The sequence below is a fragment of the Cytobacillus firmus genome (assembly GCF_023715565.1).
GTDB lineage: Bacteria > Bacillota > Bacilli > Bacillales > Cytobacillaceae > Cytobacillus > Cytobacillus firmus_C.
The window spans coordinates 48,560-70,250 of record NZ_JAMBOJ010000020.1 but is presented as its reverse complement, the minus strand read 5'-3'; the positions used below and the strand labels follow the sequence as shown (position 1 = coordinate 70,250).

Here is a 21,691-nt window from a genome sequence, read left to right as displayed (position 1 = left end):
ATTTGATTTACAGGCATTATAACAAAATAATAAAGTTTTTTCCATCACTATCAACAAACATGATCAGCTAGGATATATTCTTTTTCCCACTTCCGGCAGTCTGCCATTTCATAAAACCCGCCGATATGACTGATTGACGGTGGATACGGACTTTTCCTGATATGCTCTTTTATGCTGTTGAAGGCTATATCGTAGTCGAATTCGAGACAGTGATCAAAATAATGATGAACAATTTCACTTTTGATCCGGAAAGGCGGATACACTCTTTCAATAAGAACAAAAAGCTTCAGCATTTCTGTTTTGTTCATAAAACCATTCCTTTAGTTAATCTTAATACAATTATTGCCTGTTTCTCTAAAACAAAACCCCTGCATATCGCAGAGGCATCATCCTATAGGTCCATTTCAAGGGCTACCGGGCAATGGTCGCTGCCCATAATGTCGCAATGAATCTGTGAATCTATTATTTTGTCCTGAAGCTTTTCTGACACAATAAAATAATCGATCCGCCAGCCGATATTCCGCTCCCTTACTTTTGCCATATATGACCACCATGTATAGGCACCCTCTACTTCCGGATATTTATAGCGGAAGGCATCAACAAACCCGGAACGAAGCAAACTGGTCATTCTTTCACGTTCTTCATCGGTAAAACCGGAATTTCCACGATTGGATTTTGCATTCTTTAAATCTATTGCATTATGGGCCACGTTTAAGTCACCACACATAATAACAGGTTTTATCTCATCCAGCCCGAGCAAATACTCTCGAATCCTATCTTCCCATTCAAGGCGGTATGGAAGCCGGGCCAGGTCACGCTTTGAGTTTGGCGTATAGACATTCACCAGATAAAAGCCTTCATACTCAAGCGTGAGAATCCTGCCTTCTGGTTCTGTTTCCTCATCGCCCAATCCATAGTGGACAGAGATCGGCTCTTTTTTTGTAAAAACAGCTGTCCCGGAATACCCTTTTTTTAGAGCATAATTCCAATATTGGTGATAGCCATCCAGGATGAGCTCAATCTGTCCCTCCTGTAGTTTAGACTCCTGGATACAAAAGATGTCTGCATCCACCTCTTTGAAGTAATCGATGAATCCCTTTTTCACACAGGCCCTAATGCCATTCACATTCCATGAAACAAGTTTCATTGCTGTTATATCTCCTTATGTTAAAAAATATGCCTGATTACTACATTACCATGGTCATTTCTTATCTGCACAGTTAAAGTACTGAAACTTGAACGGAAATCGAACTAATGGACATTTCTCTTTATTGCTTCTTTTAACTCCCGGGCTGATTTTTCAGGAGAATCCGCCCGGCTGATTGCCGTAATGACTGAAACACCGTCTGCTCCTGCATCCATAATGGGTGGTGTATTATTAGCATTAATTCCCCCAATTCCTACCACTGGAATCTGGATAGAAGCAGATCTCAATTCCTTTAAAAAAGTAAGACCTTGAACTTCTTTGGCATCATCCTTTGTGCTCGTCGGATAAATAGGACCAATGCCGAGGTAATCTGCTCCCTGCCGGATTGCTGCTTCTGCTTCAATCATGTTATGAACGGACACGCCAAGGATTTTGCTGCCGATTTTTCTTCTGACCACATCTGCCGGTTCGTCCTCCTGGCCTATGTGGACTCCATCTGCATTAATATTAAGTGCCAGTTCAATGTCATCATTGACAATAAAAGGAATGCCGCTCTCGTTGCAGATTACCTGAAGCCTTTTTGCTAGAGATTCCTTCTCTTTGCCTTGCAGGCATCCCGCACCTTTTTCACGGAATTGAAACAGGGATATGCCCCCATTAATTGCTGATCGGAGAATATCTTCAGGCTTTTGGAGGCAATTTACGCTTCCCATTATGAAATATACTTTAAGCAGCTTACTCATTTCCTCTGTATTAATTCTCATGAACGAAATTCTCCCTTTTCTTCATATTATAAGCCCAATGGTTGGTTGGTCCATGACCGCTGCCAATTCTTAAGTCATGTTCAATTGCTGCCTGGATAAATTGTTTAGCGCGATCTGCAGCCTGGGACACAGATAGGCCGTCAGCGAGCCCTGCTGTGATAGCAGCTGAAAAGGTGCAACCTGTGCCATGCGTATTCACTGTTTCGATTCTATTACTCTTGAATTCGGTAAAGTTTTCTCCATTAAATAATAGATCCGCAGCGATGTTTCCCTCCTCATGGCCGCCTTTTATGATGACATTTCTTGCTCCAAGCCTGTGCAGTTCATATGCTGCCTTCTTTTTATCATCCATTGAACGAATAATAGCATCGGTTAAAACCTCTGCCTCGGGAATATTGGGTGTAATCACCATCGAGAGCGGAATTAGATGCTTTTTCATCGCTAAAATGGCTTCAGTCTGAAGAAGACCTGCTCCACCTTTTGCTATCATCACCGGATCAATGACGATATTGTTCCATCCGTATTTCATAATCTCCTTTGAAACCGACTCGATAATCTCAGCACTAAAGAGCATACCTGTTTTGACTGCATCTGGCCTTAAATCCTCCCCAATGGATTGTAATTGTGACGCAACAGACTCTGCTGTCATGGGATAAACTCCCTGCACTCCCCTGGTGTTTTGTGCCGTTACAGCAGTTAATGCTGACATGCCGAATACACCGAGTTCCTGAAAGGTTTTTAAATCTGCCTGAATACCCGCACCGCCGCCGCTGTCTGATCCTGCTATTGTTAAAGCTTTGTACACCTTCATTCTTATTCCCCTCCTACCTGACTAAAAGAGCCGCGCAATTCAACATCTGAGGCTGAGATTGTATATAAGCTATTCAAAAACTCTATTTGGAAAGTGCCCGGGCCCCTGCCATCCGTTTTTTCTGCAGCGATTTCGGCAGCAGAGCCATACACGACCAAAGAAGCAGCTGCCGCTTTTACTGGATCCTTTTCAACAGCAGAGAAAGTTCCAATTATAGAAGTTAAAAGGCATCCGGCACCCGTTACTTTCGTTAACAGGGGATGTCCATTGTTAATGCTAAAAGTGGAATACCCATCTGTTACAATGTCTTGTTTGCCTGTTATGACGGTGACCGCACCAAGTTTATTGGCTGCTGATTTGGCAAGCTCTAATGTGTTTCCTTGTGCTTCACCGGCATCAACGCCCTTAATATTCCATTTCTGTCCTGCTGCATTGGCAATTTCTGCTGCATTTCCTCTTATGATGCAAATATCTATTTCTTCCATTATCCTATTGGCTGTTTCTGTGCGATAGGCTGTCGCGCCGGCACCAACCGGATCAAAGATTACCGGCACCCCGTGCTGATTGGCTGATTTTCCTGCGATAAGCATGCTTTTCACTTCTTTTTCAGTCAGTGTTCCCATATTGAGAACCAGTGCCCCTGCAATTTTTGCCATATCACCCGCCTCTTCATGCGCATAAGCCATTACAGGTGATGCACCAATTGCCAGCAGGCCATTGGCAGTGAAATTGGTTACCACCACATTGGTGATATTATGTACTAAAGGGTTAAACTCTCTAACCTTTTTTAATAAACTGCTAATCTCTTGAATGTTCACATTCATTCCTCCTCTGTGTTTCCGCTTGATAGCCTTTGAAAGAGAACAAAATAAAAACCAGATCCATATAAGGACCTGGCTGAATAATCTATAGAGAATTATGTTTGTTCTCCGCAATTACTACTTTCCTACGCTGGTATAATCCAGATCAGGTCCGAAGGGTAAAAAACAGTTCGGTTTCTTTCTCAGCCCGCGAGCATCGGGCACCCCTAGCAGTAAAACTATTAAGTTGGCTGTTTTTATCTTAGCCTGAATCATGAAATCTGTAAAGCTTGCAATTCTGCCGCTTCCTCTTTAAGGTGTAAGTAAGAATACATAGCTTGGAGGATTCAAATATGGCTGAACACCATTTTCACTTGAAAGCACATTGGCCTGGTCTTCGCAATGATGTTGGGGAAATAGAAACAGGCGGCCTGAGAACACAGGTATCCATTCCACCGGAAATGGACGGTCCCGGAATCGGAACGAATCCGGATGAAATGCTGCTCGGGGCGGCGGCTACTTGTTATATTATTACACTTGCAGCCATGATGGAACGCAGCCGGCTCGATAAAGAGGACCTTACAATGGAGTCGGTAGGAGTTGTTGATGTCACCAAAGGGGTGATTACTTACAAAAAAATTATTCATCACCCAGTTATTGTGCTTAAATCAGACGCTGATGATAAGGACCATACTCTTGCACATAAGCTTGTCCAAAAAGCAGAAGCATCCTGTATGATCTCAAGGGCGATTAAAGGAAATGTGGAAGTGGAAGTACAGGAAACCATTCGTAAAAATCAAACACCGGCCTGATAGCCGGTGTTTTGGTTTAAGTTATAGAGCCCATTTGCGGATGGCCAGTGCAACACCGGCTTCATCATTTGTTCCTGTCACAGCATCGGCTGTCTCTTTAACAATGTCCTGTGCATTGCCCATCGCTATTCCCCAGCCTGATTCTTTAATCATGGCAATATCGTTCAAGCTGTCTCCCATCGCCATTACATTTTCCATTGAAATACCAAGGAGGTCGGTTACTTTTAGGATACCTTTGGCTTTGTTGATGCCTAAAGCATTGACTTCTATATTGGTTAAGCTGGAATTAGTAATTTCCAGGTTGCCTTTAGACTGAAGCTCTTTATGAATCAGCTCCCTGATCGCATCATCTGAAATATCAAATCCAAATTTAAGCCATTCATGATCATGGATATTTTCCGGCATTTCGTTCATCCACACGCGCTCGCAGCTGGTTGCCCAGAAATTGGTCTTGTGTGTCTTAGACAGATTCCACATCCATTCCATTACTTTAGAATCCACTGGAGCTCTTAAAATGGATTCACCACCAGGTCCAAATATTTCGCTGCCATTTACCGTGATCAAATAAGAATTTAATTTTAGAGAATCAGCATGATCGCCTGCCGTTAACCTGGATCTGCCGGTGCTCAAAATGACTTCGATTCCTTTCTCCTTTGCTTCTTTTATAGCTGCACGGTTCTCTTCAGGAATTTCCCCTTTGGAGTTCAGTAATGTTCCATCCATATCAAGGGCGATTAATTTGATCTGCGGGGGAATTTTTGCTTCTTTCATAGTCCTCTTCCTTTCTTCAATTAACACAATAAAGCCATTATATAGGTAAGTCCGCTTTCCTTCAAAGAAGGCGCATTTTAGATGAATATTTTTTTGTGAAATGGAAATACCTGTATGTATTAAATGTAAAAGGTGATGTTACTATGTATCTTGCACTTGTAATCATCGTATGGATATTGTTCGCTTACCGCTTTATTGACTGGTCGCAGTGGAAAAAGCAATATCCTACTGTCTTATTTTTTATTGCGATCAACCTGACCTACAATATGCTCTATTTTAATCATACACTGTGGGCTTTTAGAGGTATTACGGCTGAATGGCTAAATCATTCGATTATTAACTTAGCTTTCACATTTTTTATTACTCCTATGGCTCTGATTATTTACCTGCAGCGCTACCCTGACAATAAAAAACAGGGATACATTTACTCTGCTATATGGATTGGCTTTTTTACCATTATTCAATCACTGTTTGCCCACAAAGGAATGTATGTGTACGATAACGGCTGGAACAGCTGGCATAACATTTGGCTGAATATCGCTCTATTTGCTGTATTGCGAATCCACTATCGAAGACCTGCGGTTGCCATGCTGATTTCCCTGCCTGCTGCGGTGGTATTCTACTTATTTTTTCCGTTTCCATTGGACAGCCTAAAATAAATGCATACATAAAGCGAGGTGTACTGGAATGATCATTCAGAACGACTTGTCTGTGTCCTTATTTTTGCTCCTTCTGTTCTTAACCTATGCATTGATGTGGTTTTATTTAATTAGGAAAAAAATCAATAAATAATTTAGGGCAGACTAATTGGTTAGAGCTTCCCATCAGTTAGTTTATGTTAGTTTTGTATAGGATTGGTCGAGGCTCTCCACATGGAGCACCTCGACACTGTGTATTCTTCTTTTCTGCCTGCCAGCAACTGTTCAATTAGTTTTTATTAATTTGAGATGTTGCGTTTTTCTCCTTAACCTTTTTTCTGATTTCAGCAACTAGCCAAGTAAAAGGAGGAATTGTGAAGGAGATCAAAGCAGTCAGAGGATAATATTTAGATATGTAATCAGAAATAAAATGATTATAATTTTTAATACCGAAAACAGTGAATAACACAACTACTATTACAGAAGCAAAGTGTACCCCCCATTTACCTTTATCTTTGAACCAGGGCTCAAAGCTTTTTCCAATCGAACTGTGCAGGACAGAAATACGGATGATCCCGCCAAATACAATTACGATAATTCCATAAACATCAAAACGTTCCACAAATCCGAAAGAAACAAGTCTCACGATACTTTGTGCAGGATATTCAAGTGTTCTAACTAACTGCTCCCCAAAAACAGCCAATGTACCTGTTACTGTTCCAACAAACATAATTGCAATCAAAAGGACTAAAAGGCTGTTTGTATACAGCAAGGATTTCGAACTTTCATATTGCTTTCTCAACTGTACCATTAACAGTAAGGTCATTTCCCCATATAGGCCAACAGTTAAAATAATGGCATCAAAGAGAGGAAATAGGCCTTCTTCAAAAATAGGCAGCAAGTTATTAAAATCCTTTTCTCCAAAAGTGCTTATAGCTATTGCAAAACCAGTAATAACGATGAATGGCAGGATAGCTTCGCTAATTCTTGTAATATTCTCAATGCCTACGAATAAAGCATAAAGAACGATCAGGTAAAATGCAGTACCGATTACCCACCTTGGTGTCTCAGGCAGAAAAATCACCTGTACAAAGTCTACAATTCCAAAAAAAGTTATGATTGTTAAATATAAAAAATAAACAGCAAAAGGCAGTATCATAATCTTTCCGGCTATTTTGCCAAAGGTTTGCACAAGCATCCCGTCTAATGTGGATTTAGGATAAATCATATGCAGCCGAAAGATAGTAAACCCCAAAAAAAACCCGAAAGGCATGGCTAGGAGGATGGCCACCCATGCCTCATGGCCGGCCATGGAAAAGATTGTCGGCAATAAAAGAAAGTGGCCAGTAACGGGCAAAATCATGGACAGAAGAAAGACGGATTGCCGATATGAAACAACTTCCACATTATCTTCCTCCTTCATAATTTACTAAACCGTTTGCAGGCAACTCTGTATTGACTTTTACGACTACTTTTAATGAGGGATATATTTCCTCCCAATTTTCCTTATGATGTTTCCAATAGTCTTTTTCATTCCTGCGAATGATTTCAGCAAAATCAAAGGTATTTGCCTTTAATTCTTTTTGAATTTTATCCACAGAATCTTCAACTTCTTTTTTTATAGCATTTTTGTAAAGCTGATTGATTTTTTTAATATCATCTTTCGCTAATCTGACAGCTTTTGAGGTTTCACCAATAAATCCGGTCTCTTGAATTGATATCTCTATAACTGGCTGTCCGTCTTTCAAAAAATTATTAATAGTTGTCTTTGAGTCTTTAACTTCGATGGATACGTTAACGGTTTCTTCTTCAGATAAAGGCACATGAATAACCTGAATCCCCCCTTCTAACTCTCCCTGTACTCTTAGCATTCCCCTTGTTTCAACTCCATTTAGCTCTCCCACCAACTTATCTCCTTTAAAAATTGCTGTACCCTCATTCTTAAAATCATTATCTATCTTATGAATGATTGGCATATAAGGGTCTTGATAGGGATCAATTAAACGTTGGTAAAAATTATGCAATTCCACATAAGGGGCTTTTGATAATGCTTTTTGCTCGACAAGAGAGTTTTTCATCTCTCTAGCTGGAATATCATATAATTCGGTATTTAAGATTTCTAAAATTTCTTTAGCATTTCCTTCCGCTAAGAAAACAGACATGTTAAACCGAGGTTCATGATCACGTAAAAAGAAATCAAAAGCAGAAGTCACTCCATCTTCGGCAACAGCCTTTCCAATAATGAGCGAATCAATATGTTGATGGATTTCCTTCTTTTTTGCTTCACTGATCATATTCCTGACTGCTTCAAAAACAGTTTCTCCATGAGTAGTATGGACAATGGCAGAAATGGGGAGATCACTTTTAGAACCTGGTTTAATCGTTTGGGCAGTGACATCAAATCCCGAGTCGATTCCTTTATCAACTCCTATACCCGACATAATTCCCACATCCCTCAATTCTTTACTCCCCCAGCATCCACTCAGCATTACTAACATAAAAAGGAGAAGTAATAGAGCCGAATATTTCATTACTCTTCTCCCCCTTCTTGCTTTTTGCCCGATTTTGGTTTGTTGCCATTCGCCGTACGCAGATCATTCAGAGTGTGTAAGGCTTCTGGACGGTGATTCAATTTCCAAAATGGCGCTCTGATTAAAAAATCTTTCCAGTCTGACCACATAATAGGGAACCACGGCGACATGTATGGCACGCCAAAGGAGCGCAAAGAAGCAACATGAAGCAGAGAAAAGGTAAGAGCAAGCATAACCCCATAAATCCCTAAAATTCCAGCAGCAAATAAAAAAGCGAATCGGATCAAAGCGATTGCATCATTCAACGGGGTTATAATGAAGCTGGTAATCGCTGAAATTGCAACAATGATGACCGTGGGAGCACCAACAAATCCTGCATTCACAGCAGATTCTCCCAAAACCAATGCCCCGACAATGGAAACAGCTTGTCCTATATGCCTTGGCATACGTATACCAGCTTCACGCAGCCATTCGAAACTAATCATCATAAGAAATACTTCAATAAAAAGCGGGAAAGGAACACCCTGCCTTGATGCCGATAGACTGATCAATAATTCAGTAGGGAATGTTTCTTTATGAAAATTTTGAAACGCCACATAAACGGCAGGGGCTAACGTAGATGCCAAAAAGCCAATAAGCCTTAACATTCTTATGAATGATGTATAGTAGGGCCTTGAATAATAATCTTCAGCTGCCTGGAATGATTCCATCATTAAATATGGAACAATTAATACAGTGGAAGTACCGTCTACTAAAATGGCAATTCTTCCTTCCAAAATTCTCGCAGATACAACATCCGGCCTCTCAGTATTGGATATGGTAGGAAAGGGAGAATAAGGTGCGTCTTCAATGAATTCTTCAATATACCCCGATTCCAATATGGCATCAGTATTTATTTTTCTGAGCCTATTTTTTACTTCCTCTAATAAATCAGGATTCACTAAATGGTTAATATATGCAATTGCCACGTCTGTTTGTGACAAGGTACCCATCGTCATTTGTTCTATGATTAGGTTCTGGTTATGAATCTTTCGTCTAAGCATGGCTGTATTGGTTCTTAAGGTTTCAACAAATCCTTCTCTAGGTCCCCTAACAACGGTTTCTGTTACAGGCTCCTGTATGCCTCTCATTTCCCATGTTCTCGAACCCAAAATATATACATACTCCATCCCGTCAATTAACAGTAAGGGATCCCCTTTTAATAATTGAGATACACTTTTTTTCATCGTTCTCTCTGTTGAAATGTCGGATATGCTTAGCAGATCCTGCTCTATGGTCTCAAGCCTTTGTAAAATAGGAAGATCCCCTGTTTCAAGTTCCATTAAAGGCTTGATAATGTTCTCGTGTATGGCAGTTTTGTCATATAATCCATCTATTCCAACTAGAAAAGCATCTGCTTTCTGCTGCCGACCAATAGTAAAACGCCTAAAAACAACATCAGAATTTTTCTCAAAAAGCTCGGAAATATAGGTAATATTCTCACTTAATTTCTTAGATACCATCCGGTCAGAAACACTAAAATCCTTTTTGCGGTCTAGTTTGGAATATTCAATTTTGCGTTTAATCCATCGCAGCATAGTGTCCCCCTTCTGTACCGTTAAATTATGGTAACCTTATCCTTTGATCAAACGATGGGTTTTATACTTGGATATATAATTTACCCAGCGATTTTTTAGCTCTTACTCCCTTGCTTAAAAAAGGAGATAAATAGGTGTAAAAAATGCTCCGGATTTGTTATTTAGAGTAGATTTCATATCTCTCAGTTAAGGAATTCTATCTTTTATATAAGGAATTAAATAGGAGAGGAATAAAAGGATAACTGGCTGCCAATCCAGTAAAAGACCCTGCTTGTACCAATGATGGTGCAGGCTCTTTTCTTTTATCTAAATTGGCTCCCGAAGAAAACAATGATCGCGAGGACCGAGGAAAGAAAAAGCGTGAGGATAATGGAAAATACTACATGAAAGCCAGACTGCCAATTTTGGACTTTCTTTAAGACAAGGACACTTAAGAGGAAGACAAGAACTGTCAACAGGAGAAGGAGAGAAAATGGCCGATGTCCGATTTTGTTCAGATAAAAATCATATAGCGGCGAAAAACCCAGCAGCAAAAATAAACCGAGGCATACAAAAGATAAAATGAAAACTAGATGGCTTAATTTTTCCGGCATGGTTAGTCCCCCTTTTAGAAAACCCGCCTTTTTTATAAATGTATGAAAATATATCATTACATAAAACTTGTAATTCATTCATTGTTAACATATGTTATAAATATCTTTAGGTAATCAAAAGAAAAGAAGGTTTTTGCGTGAAAAAAAATATTTTTATCACCTTTTGTACTGCTGCAGCAGGTGCAGGTTTATTTTCTTTATTAAATGTTCCGGTCGCCTTTTTACTCGGGGCATTAACTGCTGTCATGATTGGAAGCCGGCTCAGCAAAATTCCCTTCTACTGGCCCGCCGCTCTTCGCGATGCAGGGATTATTATTGTCGGCTACAGCATTGGCCTTTCCTTTACACAGGATGCGGTCCTGCTGATTCTTAAGAAGCTGCCATTTATTATGCTAATTACGGTTGCCCTTATTCTCTTCTGTGCCCTCTCAGCACTTCTCATTTCCAGATTAATGGGCATCGATTATCCGACAGTTCTGATTGGCAGTATTCCAGGAGGTCTATCACAAATGATTCTTCTGGCAGAGGAAGTCAAAGGAATCGATATCACTGTAGTTACCTTTATGCAGGTTGCAAGACTGTTCATGATTATTTTCACAGTCCCTGCTCTGGTTTTCGGACCTTGGATGAACATTACTGGGGGATCTGGTTTTACAGCTGCAGAACCATTATGGAGAGATTTATTTCCTGATATTTTTCTCTTCGCACTGGTTTCCTTTGCAGGTATTATCCTCAGCAAACGCCTGAAGCTCCCTACTGCACCCCTTCTCGGTCCGATTATGGGAACAGCTGCCCTTGTTATTTCCGGCATTAATGGGCCAGAGCTTCCTTCCTCTGTTCTGGATCTATCACAGCTATTAATTGGAGCACATATCGGCATGATGATGAAGCCTGAAAAACTGGATCATAAGGTTAAAACGATTTCACTTGCTGTCTTAAGCGGTCTGCTTCTCATGGTGTGTTCAGTTCTGCTTAGTTTTTGGGTTATATATGCTTTTCATATTTCCCCTGCCACCGGATTACTGAGCCTTGCACCTGGAGGAATGGATCAAATGGCTATCATGGCCCATGAAACTGGAGCAGACCTGGCCATCGTTACAGGATATCAGCTTTTTCGCTTATTCTTTATCTTCTTTGTGGTTCCGCCACTTTTAAAATGGATGTTTTTGAAGTTTAAGAGATTGAAAACCTCAAGCGAATAAAGGGGCTGGGACAAAAGCATTTCGACCAAAGAAAAAAACGAACTATTATTCGAAATTCTGATTTAGAGTTTCGTAATAGTTCGTTTCTTTTATTTTTATTACTTTTTAAAATAGAAATCATTCGGCTTTAACAACGGACAATTTAGTTCTGTCCCAGCCTCTTTTACTATTTTGCTAGTTAATGACTATAGCCTGTGACCCCATTAGCTCCCAGGCTTCTATAAACTGCTGTTTAGGCACCTTTTTATTCTTCGTGCCATAGGGATCGTTAATATAGATATTTTCCTTATCATACCCGGTTATGGCTACACTATGCATCTGGAAGGTTACATCCACCGGTCCGCCAGGTGTATTCCAAGTCTCAAAAGATGCAGCGGGTGACAGACTTGCGGTTGTAATGATCCAGACCGGCGACCCTTTCGCTACTTTTTCAAGAAGCACATCAAACGGCTTGCCAGTTAGATTCTCAGCACGGTCAGGAAAGTACTTTTTAGCCAGATCGAATATCGGCCCCTCATAAACGCCCAATCCCGGACCATCTTCCATATTGCCGACAAAGCCCTCATTGGGATTCCCGTACCCGCCTCCGCTATATCTGAGCGGAACCCGATTAACTTCCTTTGCCAACTCATTCTTTGAAACTTTTATGCCTTCATAGCTTATAATCATTGCCAAACTGGTAATCTCACAACCATTATATAAACGCGGGTGATCCATTTGGTTGTACAATGGTACATCCAGAAGCACCGATTGCTTCTGAATTTCCTGCTTCACAGGCGGTGCATGCTTAGCCTCCGCATGTGGAACAGCTGTATAGGAAATTTCCTTTTCATTTGAGTGTTCATTGCTCCCCATCTTTATGCCTCCCACAGTCAGAGACAATCCAACCCCGGCAGCTATAGACATTGCGATAATTCTATTACCCAATTGATCAAACTCCCTTTTCATTTCGCTGTTTTCATAATATTCTAGTTTGCTAACTCACCCACCATTGTGCCATACCCGCATGGATAAGACAAATCTCCTGATGATAGGCGAATTTTTTGAGAGTTTTTGTCAAGATAACGGTTTTTTGCTTTTTTCTGATGAAAAAGGTCTTGTTTTGATAGCTTTTGTCATGCAGCAGGAAAAAGAGGGATAACATGCTGAATAGGTTAGTAGAAGTTGATTCGGAACCCGCTTCCGAATGATTCAGAATCTATTTTGGAAAGGGCTGAGTTAAATGGATACACAATATATGAAAGCTTATACAATTAAAGAGGTTTCGAAAATGCTGAATGTGCCTCCCGGGACCTTAAGGCAATGGGAAAAGGATTTAAATGGACTTTTACTGATTCCACGTTCTAAACAAGGAGCCCGTTTTTATACAGACCATGAAATTGCATTGCTTGAAAAAGTGAAGCAAATGCGGGATAAAAACCTGAGCAAGGAAATGATTCGGGAATTAATGCAAAAACATATGGACCTTGCTCCTGGAATGGCTTCGCCTGAAAATGAAAACGCTTTGGCAACAGTAGAACAGGAAACTGCCATACATAAAGAGCCTGATCCAGTCATGGATGCAGAACAATTCATGGTTTTGATGGAAAACTTCAGGGACAGTTTACTTACAGATATAAGAAATGAAATCCGCAGCGGCGTTCGAAAGGAAGTTATGGAAGAAGTGAAAAAAGAGATTAGCAAAGGGTCATTGCATACCGTTAAAAGCCTTTCGGATTCAATCTACAAATCAGGCGAAAAAACAAAAGCGGAAATCGAATCACTGTCAGCGAGGATTGAGCAGAATTCGGAAGAAACTTCTGAAGCATTCGGAACTCTTTCGAAGAGGGTTGCGAAAAGTTCGAAACGCACTTCCGATCAAATTCATCATTTGACAAACAAACTGACAGAATCATCGGAAGCATCTTCTGAAGAGTTCAAAACCATGATTCATTACATCTCCTCTTCCGCCGAAGTGACCAGCACCGAAATCAGCTCGCTGATAGAAACATTAAATACTGATCGGGAAATTTATATCGAAACCATTAATAAAGAGCGGGAGCAATATTGGCATGAAGTAAAGCAGCGGGAAGATGTTTTTCAGGATATGATTGTTTCTTTCCGAAGCGCGGCAGCTGCACAGGAACCAGAAAAAAAATGGTGGGAATTCTGGAAATAAATAAACCTTAGATTGAGGTGGAATTAAGAAAAGAGCCAGGAAAACCCAATTTTCCTGGCTCTAACTGTGCTTATTTGCTAACTCTTTTCGGTTTGGCGAAGCAGAGACTGCTCCTTAATAGTTCCCTGCTCCCAATGCACTCCGGTTTTATCATTTCCTGAATTCGGGTGTACTAAAAAAAGACTCCCTGATTGGGAGCCTTCACGTTTACTCTGATATAGAACCGGGTTTAATATTCTTTCCGTAAAAAATTTCGTCCATCTCTGTTTTAAGCCGCTCAGTAATCTCTTCGGCGTCCTTTGGATTAAGTGTGTCCTTAGTGTATCCAAATAAATAATTATCCAAATCGAAATCCCTTATTTTGCATTTAGTATGAAAGGTGTGAGCCTGATATATATTTACGTCGATCATATCAAAATCTTCTTTTGCTTCATCGGGAATATAATTCTGGATCGAACTGATATCATGATCGATATAGAGTTTCTTCCCGTCCTTGTCCCGTGTAAATCCCCTGACTCTGTAATCTATAATCATGATGTCAGTATCAAAAGAATGAATCAAGTAATTAAGGGCTTTTAGCGGGGAAATTTCTCCGCAGGTGGATACATCTATATCTGCCCTGAATGTGCTGATGCCTTCGTCAGGATGATATTCAGGATAGGTATGAACGGTAATATGGCTTTTATCCAGCTGCATGACTACGTTATCCGGAAGGGGTCCGGGAGATTCATCATAAGATTCAGCCGGTACTTCCACTACTGGCCCTTCAGATACAAGAACCGTCACACTTGCACCTTGTGGCACATAATCCTGCTGTGCTACATTCAGGACATGTGCACCAATAATATCAGAAACATCCGTAAGTATTTTTGTGAGCCGCTCCGCGCTATATTCCTCATCAATATAATCTATATAGGCTTCACGCTCCTCCCTTGTCCTTGTATAACAAATATCATACATATTAAAGCTGAGCGATTTTGTCAGATTATTAAATCCATGGAGTTCAATTCTTTGTTCAGGTGTTAGTTTCATCATGCTTCCCCCTTTGCAGTTCATCTTTCATCTTTCATTTTTCATTTTTATAATTATGTTACCCCAACTGTGCTATTAAAAACGGAAAATATCGAATCACGGTTAAAGCACCAGGCAAACAGGGTAGAAAAATAAGGAAAGCCGCAATGTTTTGCAATTCCGTATTTTTAGATCTTATAATGGATGGGTATACCTTTGATATTGGGTTTAAAGGTGCATGGGAGGAGATTATTTGAGGAAGGTTTTATTTATACTTATCCTGTTATTTCTCGGTTTCGCTTTTTCGCAGCCGGATGAAAAATCAGCTGATGATTCTAAGTCAGGAACTGTAATGGATAATATAAAAACAGATATTCAGCTTTTTAAAGATAATGAGGATTTCCAGAATTTAATAACGGGCGTTATGGAGAAGGCGCAAAACTGGGCGGATCAATTTCTCATGACTATAGGGCAATATACCGGGAATAAAAATCATTCTCCAGAGGATAAAGCCGAAAAACCTGTTTTGGAAGCTCCTGAGGAACAAACCTTTTCTATTCATAACATAGTAATAGGAGATGATAAGGCGGAAATCGAAAAAAACCTTGGTCCCTCCAATCGTATCTCCGAGAATGAATATGGAACAGACTGGCATGCCTATCACGACCACTATCAAAATTTCGTAATGGTTGCTTATGATAAGCAGGAAAAAGCAGCGGGCATCTATACAAATCAGGATCTGATTTCTTCTTCAAAAGATATTGCCTACGGGACGCCAAAGTCATCTGTGGCACAGCAGCTTGGAAAGCCGCTGGATAGTATGAGAAAAGACTTGGTCATCTTCCAGCTTGAGGAGAATCGTGATTATGACTTATACGAACTGGATGGGAATTACATAACCATTTTTTATGATAAGCATCGTGACAATACGGTCACATCCATTCAAATAATCAGCAAATCACTTGAAAAGCAAAAAAATTCCTTTTATGCAAATGCCAGCAGTGTTCTAAAAGAAGGATTTGAATGGCAGCTGTTCGATATTACCAATGCAGAGAGAGTAACTCATGGAGTGCCCGTTCTGGAGTGGGACGATACAGTTAAGGGTACGGCGCGTAAACACAGCAGCGATATGGCAGAGAACAATTATTTTGACCATACCAATCTGCAGGGCCTCTCCCCTTTTGACAGAATGCAGTCGGATGAAGTTTCGTTTATGTTAGCCGGGGAAAACCTTGCTTCCGGCCAATTCAGCAGTATCTTTGCTCATGAAGGATTAATGAACTCGGAAGGTCACCGCAAAAACATTCTGCGTGCGGATTATGAATTTTTGGGTGTTGGTGTCGCTTTTAATTCAAAATCACAGCCTTATTATACCGAAAATTTTTATGCCAATTAAAAGCTCCTGCTTCTGCCGGAGCCTTTTCTCTTGCTATAAGCACATCTCCCTCTTATGTGCATACCCTATATCAGCCTTAACTAATATTGGGTAACGGTGGTGAGTCAGAATGGCAGTGGTAAAGGCACGCGAACAGGATATAGATTTACTGGCCCGCCTTTTACGGGCAGAGGCTGAAGGAGAAGGCCAGCAGGGCATGTTAATGGTGGGAAATGTAGGCGTTAACCGAATCAGGGGAAATTGTTCTGATTTCAAAGGAATTCGCACTATCCCTGAGATGATACATCAACCGCATGCTTTTGAAGCAGTTCAGAAAAGTTATTTTTATCAGCGGCCAAGAGAAGTGGAGAGAAGACTCGCACGGAGGGCTGTAAAAGGTGAAAGGATTTGGCCCTCTAAATTTGCACTATGGTATTTCAGGCCACCCGGGGAATGTCCGCCCACATGGTACAATCAGCCGTTTGCAGGTAAATTTAAGCAACATTGCTTTTACGAACCTACAGCGGAAGAATGCGAGAATATTTATAATACATTTTAATAAGGATCCCGCCGATTGGATACTGGCGGGGTTTTTCTTGTCATTAGATTTCCTGATCTATCAGAATGCCCTTATTCACGTAATCAATTATTTTCTGGGCTTCATCAAACGCTCTTTTTCTCCCGTATGGATGCTTCTTCCATTTCTCTTTCCCGGTTGAACCATCATCAGAACATACTAGAGAATAGTTAATCCAATTCGGCATATACGTCAACAATGTTAAGTGCAGCCTCCTCATATGAAATGGCGCCGTCACAATGATGATGTTAGTGATGTTCTCCAGCCCGCACATCCGGTCCAAAACCAGCAAGGAGCCAAGCACATTTTCTTTTGTATGGAGAGAACTATTTTCAATGAATAGATCATTTGAAGGGATTCCGTACAAGATTGCTTTTTTCATTAACATTTCTGCTTCAGTTAATTCATTTCCCGGCCATTTTACACCACCTGAGAAAAGCAGCTTTGTTGCCCTTCCTTCCTGATAAAGCCTGACAGCTTCAGGCAATCGATATTCTGCTGCTTTGCTGCTTCCAGGAACAAAAATTAAATCTCCTTTTTGCAGATTATCCTCAATTCCGTCATAAAGCAATTTGGAAACATCATCCTCATTTAAATGGCTGGGGCTGAATTCCGAGATTTTCACAAAGCTTTCCCCCTTTCGTTCCCAGCGTATTAACTTCCTGTATTATACTATTCTTACGGGACAAGAGCTCTACTTATAGATGCCTATTCAAAAAGAAAAAGCAGCGGAAATCCGCTGCTTTTGTTTAGAATGTTTTCGCTTTGTCTTTTGCCCGGGCAATTGCATCAGCTTTGATTTCTTCTGCTTTATCAGGCATTGCATTGTGCCCTTCCACAAACAGACCGTCGAATGAAGGAACGCCGAAGAATTGCATTAATACTGTTAAATAGCGGTGACCCATTTCCATCTCTGCTGCAGGCCCTTCGGAATAGATGCCTCCACGAGCCTGAATGTGAATTGCCTTTTTGTCAGTCAATAACCCGATTGGGCCTTCAGCTGTATATTTAAATGTCTTGCCTGCTACTGCCACAGAATCAAGATACGCTTTCATTACCGGAGGGAACGAGAAGTTCCAAAGCGGTGTAACAAACACATATTTATCAGCTGCAACAAACTGCTCGCTTAGTTCGGATAAGCGGCCTACTTTTGTCTTTTCATCTTCAGACAGTTCATCGAAACCTTTGCCTGACTGAAGCTTGCCCCATCCGCTGAAAACATCAACATCGATTGCCGGGATATTTTCCTTGTATAAATCAATATGAACGATTTCGTCATTTGGATTAGCATCCTTGTACGAATCAATAAATGCTTTTCCTGCTGCCATGCTATAGGACACCTTATCATCATGAGGGTGTGCTGTGATATATAATACCTGAGCCATAATGTTATCACCTTTCCAATTTGAGTAGTCAATATAGTTTGAATCAGAAGTAAAATATGTATTCATCCTGCAGAATGATCATTTTTATTCTTAATCCGAGATAATCATATTCAAATTAAAAAAGATTTTCAAATGATTTGCTCATGGTATATTTTAATACCCAAAATTTATAGTAGAAAATCTCAAAAAAAAAGAACCCTCATTGGGTCCATATTTATTCTTGTTCTTTAGTTGAATATGGATTGGTTCCGATACTCTTTCTCATTTCATCCGTTATTTCAAAAGGAATACTTGAAGTTGCTTCACTGTCTGTTTCGTAGTTCATTTGCACGCTTCCGTCATAATGAAATGGTTTGTTTTCCATGTTAAGCTCACCTCGGAAATTTTATTTTAATTATATTATATACTAAAAAAGACCTATTTTTCAGAAAATAAAAATATATTTTTTATATTCCTGTAACTATTGTCCCCCATTCTTTCCTGGCTTATTTATTTATAATAAAAAAGCATTATTTCCGTCGGGAAAATAATGCTCATATACATCAAGGTGTTTTTTTCTTAATATCGACCAATTTAATTCTGCTGGCTTCAATTGACTTTATTTCAAAATGTAGATGGTGGTATTCGAATGTTTCCCCTTCTTCAGGAAAATGCCCCAGTTCTTTTAATAAAAATCCTGCAAGAATGTCTTCCTCTTCGGGAATTTTTGTTTTAAATACTTCATTGATTCTGCGGATTGCCAGTTTCCCATGAACCATAATATGGTTTTCCGTTAATTCGTCAATCAGTACTTCTGCATTTTCATCCGTTTCGTCTTCAATTTCCTGGCCCAGCATTGCTTCAAGAATATCCTCATGGGTGATGATGCCTTTCGTTCCGCCATATTCATCAAGAACAATGGCCAGGTGTTTCCTTTCTTTCATCATCATTTTGAATACTTTGTCAATGCTATGAAATTCATAGACAAATAAAGGCTCTAAGTCGGTAAAATCCTTTAGGGATTTCTCTGGCTGATTGGACCATGAGAGCAAAACCTTAGCATGGAAAACCCCGATAATGTTATCCATATTATCTTTGTACACCGGATATCTTGTAAAACGATTATCCAGCACAATATTCTTTGCTTCATCTATCGTTGCTTCATATGGAATGCCTTCAATCTCCATTCGCGGTGTTTTTAGCGCATCGCTGACATCTAAATTATAAAAGTCAATGATTCCTTTAATTCGTTGTGTTTCTTCTTGATGGAAGGTTCCTTCGCTTGCTGCTATATCAACCATGGTAATAAGCTCTTCCTTGGATACAGATACAGCATCTCCATTATTTTTTGAAAGAAATTTAATGATTCCCCCCGTGAACCTGGATATTAGAAAAGTCACTGGCTTTAAGATCAGCATTAGGATTCTAATGACCGGAAATACAAGATAAGCAATTTTGTCGGCAAAGCTTGCAGCGATGGATTTTGGTAGAACTTCCGCAAATAAAATGAGTGCTACAGTCAGAATACCCGTTGCCACCCCTACGTTGAAATCATAGTCAAGCGCAATGATAGTAACCAGTGTAGGCAGCATGATATTTGCAATATTATTGCCAATCAAAATGGATGTAATCATCTCATCAGGCTTTGATACCACATCCAAAATTCTTTGTGCTTTCTTATCATTATTATCTGCTCTGGATTTTAATTTCATTTTGTTAACAGCCGTTAAGGCAGTCTCACTTCCTGACAGGAAAAAGGACATGAACATAAAAAATACAATAGCAATGAACAAAGTTGATTTCCTCCAATATTAATCCGTTTTTAAGTGTTTTTCCCTGTTTAGCATCCGAAAAAACGGAGCTGGGCAATTTTATCTGCTAAACCATCATTTTAAAGTAATTGAAATTATATCGAAAACTTATAGCTTTTATTCAATCTGCTCTTTCATTTGCTTTCAATAAAGTGAAACTTCAATCAGTGGGGGTTTTCCTTATCCCCCACTGATTGTTAGTCGCGTTCTAGTGTCGCTAAGATCTCCGCTAGCGCTTCTATCAATCGACACTACGAACCCGATTGGTTCAACTAAGCCTCTGCCTGCGCGTCGGCAAGTTTCACTGTATCTCACCAATCGGGCCTTTACGAGCAGTTTGACCCCCGCTTATCCTCCTTGGATTCCTCTGAGTCTTGAAGTGGGGGTCTTACTGCCCGTTAGACTGCGATAAAATAACACTCTTTGTCCATAATAAGCATGATTAAGTAACTTGAAGGAAGATGAGAAGAATATGCGCAAGCTGATTTTGCTGCTTTGCTGCTTCCTGTTTATTATCCCGTCAGATGCATGGGGAGATACGGCAGAAAACCATTTGCAGGCAGCTTTTATACGAAATGGCTATTTGTGGATCAAGACCGGAGCGGCTGAAGAACAGATTACTGCGGAACCTGGAAATTTCACAAATACGCCAAAGTGGTCCTATGATGGCCAATGGCTCCTATACGAAAAAAAATCGCAGGAACCCCAAGCGCCTGATATGGAAAACAGCACAGAGATATGGGTATACAATGTAAAGTCAAAGAAGCATAAAAGGATTATTCAAGGGGGCGGGAATGCCAAATGGGCACCTTCCGATTATAGGATTGCTTTCACCAGCAACGGAGTCTTAAACATATCGGATCTGGATCAATTCCATAATATCGCTTTAGGAGTAGATGATTATAATTGGTATCCTGACGGAAAAGGATTTATTTTATCATCAAGCGCCGTCTTAAAGCCGGACGGCTGGACCAGTCCCATTCTATATAAGGTTCAGCTGCCGGAACAACTTGAGGACATGAATTTGACTCAGCATGTGAAACCGATCTTTACTATACCTAAGGAAATAGGCAACGGCAAGGCAACCATTATGTCCATAAACGCTACCACGTTGGAATTCTCACCGGACGGGAAATGGATCTCTTTCATAGTGAGTCCAACTGCATCCCTGGCTATGGACAGTGATATGGTTTGTGTCATTTCTCCTGATGGGAAGAATTTTGAAGTTCTTGATGAGATGATCCTTCATCTGGACGTTCCTAAGTGGGCGCCGGGAAGGAATTTATTGGGCTACATTGCGGGCGGGGGCAGAATTGTCATGGGCTTCAAAAACAAAAAATTGAAGGTGGCTGAATTGCCAGCTTTTAAAACCTTGAACCTTACCCCTGCTAAATTTGCGGAAATGGGCTTTACGTGGGTGGATAATGAAAGGCTCGTAGCTTCACGCGTAGATGAAAGCGAATGGTCAAACGATCCGCAACGGCGGCCCGAACCAACACTATGTCTGATTCAGCTCAATAAAACCCAGCAGACGAGAATCACCTATCCCAAAAATTCAATTGGAGATTATAACCCTCTTTATTTAAAGACGGCCGGCAAATTAACTTGGGTCAGAAAAAAGCTTGCCGGGCAAAAAGGAGACATATGGGTTGCTGAGCTTAACGGAAAAAATGCGAAGCTATGGGCAAAGGATGTTGAACAATATTCATTTTATGAAAACAATGGTCAAAAAAGCGGTTCCTAAATGGA

The 21,691-nt window shown here is 40.3% G+C and carries 24 protein-coding genes and 1 riboswitch; of the genes, 8 read left to right on the top strand and 16 right to left on the bottom strand.

What is annotated here, in order from left to right:
- Positions 1–50: 50 nt before the first annotated feature.
- The 5 genes from M3205_RS10175 to thiM form a co-directional block, all read right to left on the bottom strand.
- Positions 51–308 (bottom strand): hypothetical protein, encoded by a 258-nt coding sequence (locus M3205_RS10175; RefSeq protein WP_251169802.1) that lies wholly within the window; start codon positions 306–308, stop codon positions 51–53.
- An 83-nt stretch (positions 309–391) separates the two neighbouring features.
- On the bottom strand, positions 392–1,147 hold the full coding sequence (locus M3205_RS10170; protein ID WP_251169801.1) for an exodeoxyribonuclease III: 756 nt from the start codon (positions 1,145–1,147) through the stop codon (positions 392–394).
- Positions 1,148–1,251: 104 nt separating this feature from the next.
- Positions 1,252–1,911 (bottom strand): thiamine phosphate synthase, encoded by a 660-nt coding sequence (thiE, locus tag M3205_RS10165; RefSeq protein ID WP_251169800.1) that lies wholly within the window; start codon positions 1,909–1,911, stop codon positions 1,252–1,254.
- Positions 1,901–2,722: a bifunctional hydroxymethylpyrimidine kinase/phosphomethylpyrimidine kinase gene (thiD, locus tag M3205_RS10160; RefSeq protein WP_251169799.1), complete on the bottom strand. Its 822-nt coding sequence runs from the start codon at positions 2,720–2,722 to the stop codon at positions 1,901–1,903. The genes thiE and thiD overlap by 11 nt, the downstream gene beginning before the upstream one ends.
- Positions 2,723–2,724: 2 nt before the next feature.
- Positions 2,725–3,540: a hydroxyethylthiazole kinase gene (gene thiM / locus M3205_RS10155; protein WP_251169798.1), complete on the bottom strand. Its 816-nt coding sequence runs from the start codon at positions 3,538–3,540 to the stop codon at positions 2,725–2,727.
- Positions 3,541–3,648: 108 nt separating this feature from the next.
- Positions 3,649–3,761: riboswitch (TPP riboswitch) on the bottom strand.
- 114 nt (positions 3,762–3,875) lie between these two features.
- Here thiM and M3205_RS10150 point away from each other — a divergent pair.
- Positions 3,876–4,334 carry an OsmC family protein gene (locus tag M3205_RS10150; protein ID WP_095242899.1) on the top strand — a complete coding sequence of 153 codons (459 nt, stop codon included), beginning with the start codon at positions 3,876–3,878 and terminating at the stop codon, positions 4,332–4,334.
- A 21-nt stretch (positions 4,335–4,355) separates the two neighbouring features.
- Here the strand turns inward: M3205_RS10150 and M3205_RS10145 are convergent, their stop codons facing one another.
- Positions 4,356–5,105 carry a Cof-type HAD-IIB family hydrolase gene (locus M3205_RS10145; RefSeq protein WP_095242900.1) on the bottom strand — a complete coding sequence of 250 codons (750 nt, stop codon included), beginning with the start codon at positions 5,103–5,105 and terminating at the stop codon, positions 4,356–4,358.
- Positions 5,106–5,200: 95 nt separating this feature from the next.
- Between M3205_RS10145 and M3205_RS10140 the strand changes: the two genes are divergently transcribed.
- Complete coding sequence (locus M3205_RS10140) at positions 5,201–5,764, top strand: CBO0543 family protein (RefSeq protein WP_251169797.1); 564 nt, start codon at positions 5,201–5,203, stop codon at positions 5,762–5,764.
- Between the two features lie 268 nt (positions 5,765–6,032).
- Here the strand turns inward: M3205_RS10140 and M3205_RS10135 are convergent, their stop codons facing one another.
- The 4 genes from M3205_RS10135 to M3205_RS10120 all read right to left on the bottom strand — a co-directional run bounded on the left by M3205_RS10135 (position 6,033) and on the right by M3205_RS10120 (position 10,444).
- Complete coding sequence (locus tag M3205_RS10135; RefSeq protein WP_179288938.1) at positions 6,033–7,148, bottom strand: GerAB/ArcD/ProY family transporter; 1,116 nt, start codon at positions 7,146–7,148, stop codon at positions 6,033–6,035.
- Between the two features lies 1 nt (position 7,149).
- The gene (locus M3205_RS10130; protein ID WP_095242903.1) at positions 7,150–8,274 is read right to left on the bottom strand and encodes a Ger(x)C family spore germination protein; all 1,125 of its coding nucleotides are present in this window, start codon (positions 8,272–8,274) and stop codon (positions 7,150–7,152) included.
- The gene (locus tag M3205_RS10125) at positions 8,274–9,851 is read right to left on the bottom strand and encodes a spore germination protein (protein WP_095242904.1); all 1,578 of its coding nucleotides are present in this window, start codon (positions 9,849–9,851) and stop codon (positions 8,274–8,276) included. The genes M3205_RS10130 and M3205_RS10125 overlap by 1 nt, the downstream gene beginning before the upstream one ends.
- 302 nt (positions 9,852–10,153) lie before the next feature.
- Positions 10,154–10,444: a hypothetical protein gene (locus M3205_RS10120; protein ID WP_251169796.1), complete on the bottom strand. Its 291-nt coding sequence runs from the start codon at positions 10,442–10,444 to the stop codon at positions 10,154–10,156.
- 137 nt (positions 10,445–10,581) lie between these two features.
- On the opposite strand from M3205_RS10120, the gene M3205_RS10115 reads away from it, so the two are divergent.
- A complete protein-coding gene (locus M3205_RS10115) occupies positions 10,582–11,646 on the top strand; it encodes an AbrB family transcriptional regulator (RefSeq protein ID WP_251169795.1) in 1,065 nt (354 codons plus the stop codon).
- A 174-nt stretch (positions 11,647–11,820) separates the two neighbouring features.
- Here M3205_RS10115 and M3205_RS10110 read toward each other — a convergent pair whose 3' ends face one another.
- A complete protein-coding gene (locus tag M3205_RS10110) occupies positions 11,821–12,573 on the bottom strand; it encodes a C39 family peptidase (RefSeq protein ID WP_251169794.1) in 753 nt (250 codons plus the stop codon).
- A 79-nt stretch (positions 12,574–12,652) separates the two neighbouring features.
- Here M3205_RS10110 and M3205_RS25605 point away from each other — a divergent pair, with 79 nt between their 5' ends.
- Together M3205_RS25605 and M3205_RS10105 are read left to right on the top strand one after the other, a co-directional pair.
- Positions 12,653–12,787, top strand: coding sequence for a hypothetical protein (locus M3205_RS25605; RefSeq protein WP_285886238.1), 135 nt, complete (start codon positions 12,653–12,655; stop codon positions 12,785–12,787).
- Between the two features lie 81 nt (positions 12,788–12,868).
- Positions 12,869–13,804 (top strand): MerR family transcriptional regulator, encoded by a 936-nt coding sequence (locus tag M3205_RS10105; RefSeq protein WP_251169793.1) that lies wholly within the window; start codon positions 12,869–12,871, stop codon positions 13,802–13,804.
- A 207-nt stretch (positions 13,805–14,011) separates the two neighbouring features.
- Here M3205_RS10105 and speD read toward each other — a convergent pair whose 3' ends face one another.
- Positions 14,012–14,836, bottom strand: a complete 825-nt coding sequence (gene speD / locus M3205_RS10100; RefSeq protein WP_251169812.1) for an adenosylmethionine decarboxylase — start codon at positions 14,834–14,836, stop codon at positions 14,012–14,014.
- 232 nt (positions 14,837–15,068) lie between these two features.
- Here speD and M3205_RS10095 point away from each other — a divergent pair, with 232 nt between their 5' ends.
- Both M3205_RS10095 and M3205_RS10090 read left to right on the top strand, forming a co-directional pair.
- Entirely contained in the window at positions 15,069–16,211 is a 1,143-nt protein-coding gene (locus M3205_RS10095) for a CAP domain-containing protein (RefSeq protein ID WP_285886237.1), read from the top strand.
- 109 nt (positions 16,212–16,320) lie between these two features.
- The gene (locus M3205_RS10090) at positions 16,321–16,749 is read left to right on the top strand and encodes a cell wall hydrolase (protein WP_251169791.1); all 429 of its coding nucleotides are present in this window, start codon (positions 16,321–16,323) and stop codon (positions 16,747–16,749) included.
- Positions 16,750–16,792: 43 nt separating this feature from the next.
- Here M3205_RS10090 and M3205_RS10085 read toward each other — a convergent pair whose 3' ends face one another.
- From M3205_RS10085 to M3205_RS10070, 4 genes are all read right to left on the bottom strand, one after another.
- Positions 16,793–17,392, bottom strand: a complete 600-nt coding sequence (locus tag M3205_RS10085) for a YdcF family protein (protein ID WP_251169790.1) — start codon at positions 17,390–17,392, stop codon at positions 16,793–16,795.
- A 124-nt stretch (positions 17,393–17,516) separates the two neighbouring features.
- A complete protein-coding gene (locus M3205_RS10080) occupies positions 17,517–18,152 on the bottom strand; it encodes an FMN-dependent NADH-azoreductase (protein ID WP_251169789.1) in 636 nt (211 codons plus the stop codon).
- A 214-nt stretch (positions 18,153–18,366) separates the two neighbouring features.
- Positions 18,367–18,516 carry a hypothetical protein gene (locus M3205_RS10075; protein ID WP_251169788.1) on the bottom strand — a complete coding sequence of 50 codons (150 nt, stop codon included), beginning with the start codon at positions 18,514–18,516 and terminating at the stop codon, positions 18,367–18,369.
- Between the two features lie 178 nt (positions 18,517–18,694).
- The gene (locus tag M3205_RS10070) at positions 18,695–19,924 is read right to left on the bottom strand and encodes a CNNM domain-containing protein (protein WP_251169787.1); all 1,230 of its coding nucleotides are present in this window, start codon (positions 19,922–19,924) and stop codon (positions 18,695–18,697) included.
- A 469-nt stretch (positions 19,925–20,393) separates the two neighbouring features.
- Between M3205_RS10070 and M3205_RS10065 the strand changes: the two genes are divergently transcribed.
- Positions 20,394–21,686: a TolB family protein gene (locus M3205_RS10065; RefSeq protein WP_251169786.1), complete on the top strand. Its 1,293-nt coding sequence runs from the start codon at positions 20,394–20,396 to the stop codon at positions 21,684–21,686.
- Positions 21,687–21,691: the final 5 nt, after the last annotated feature.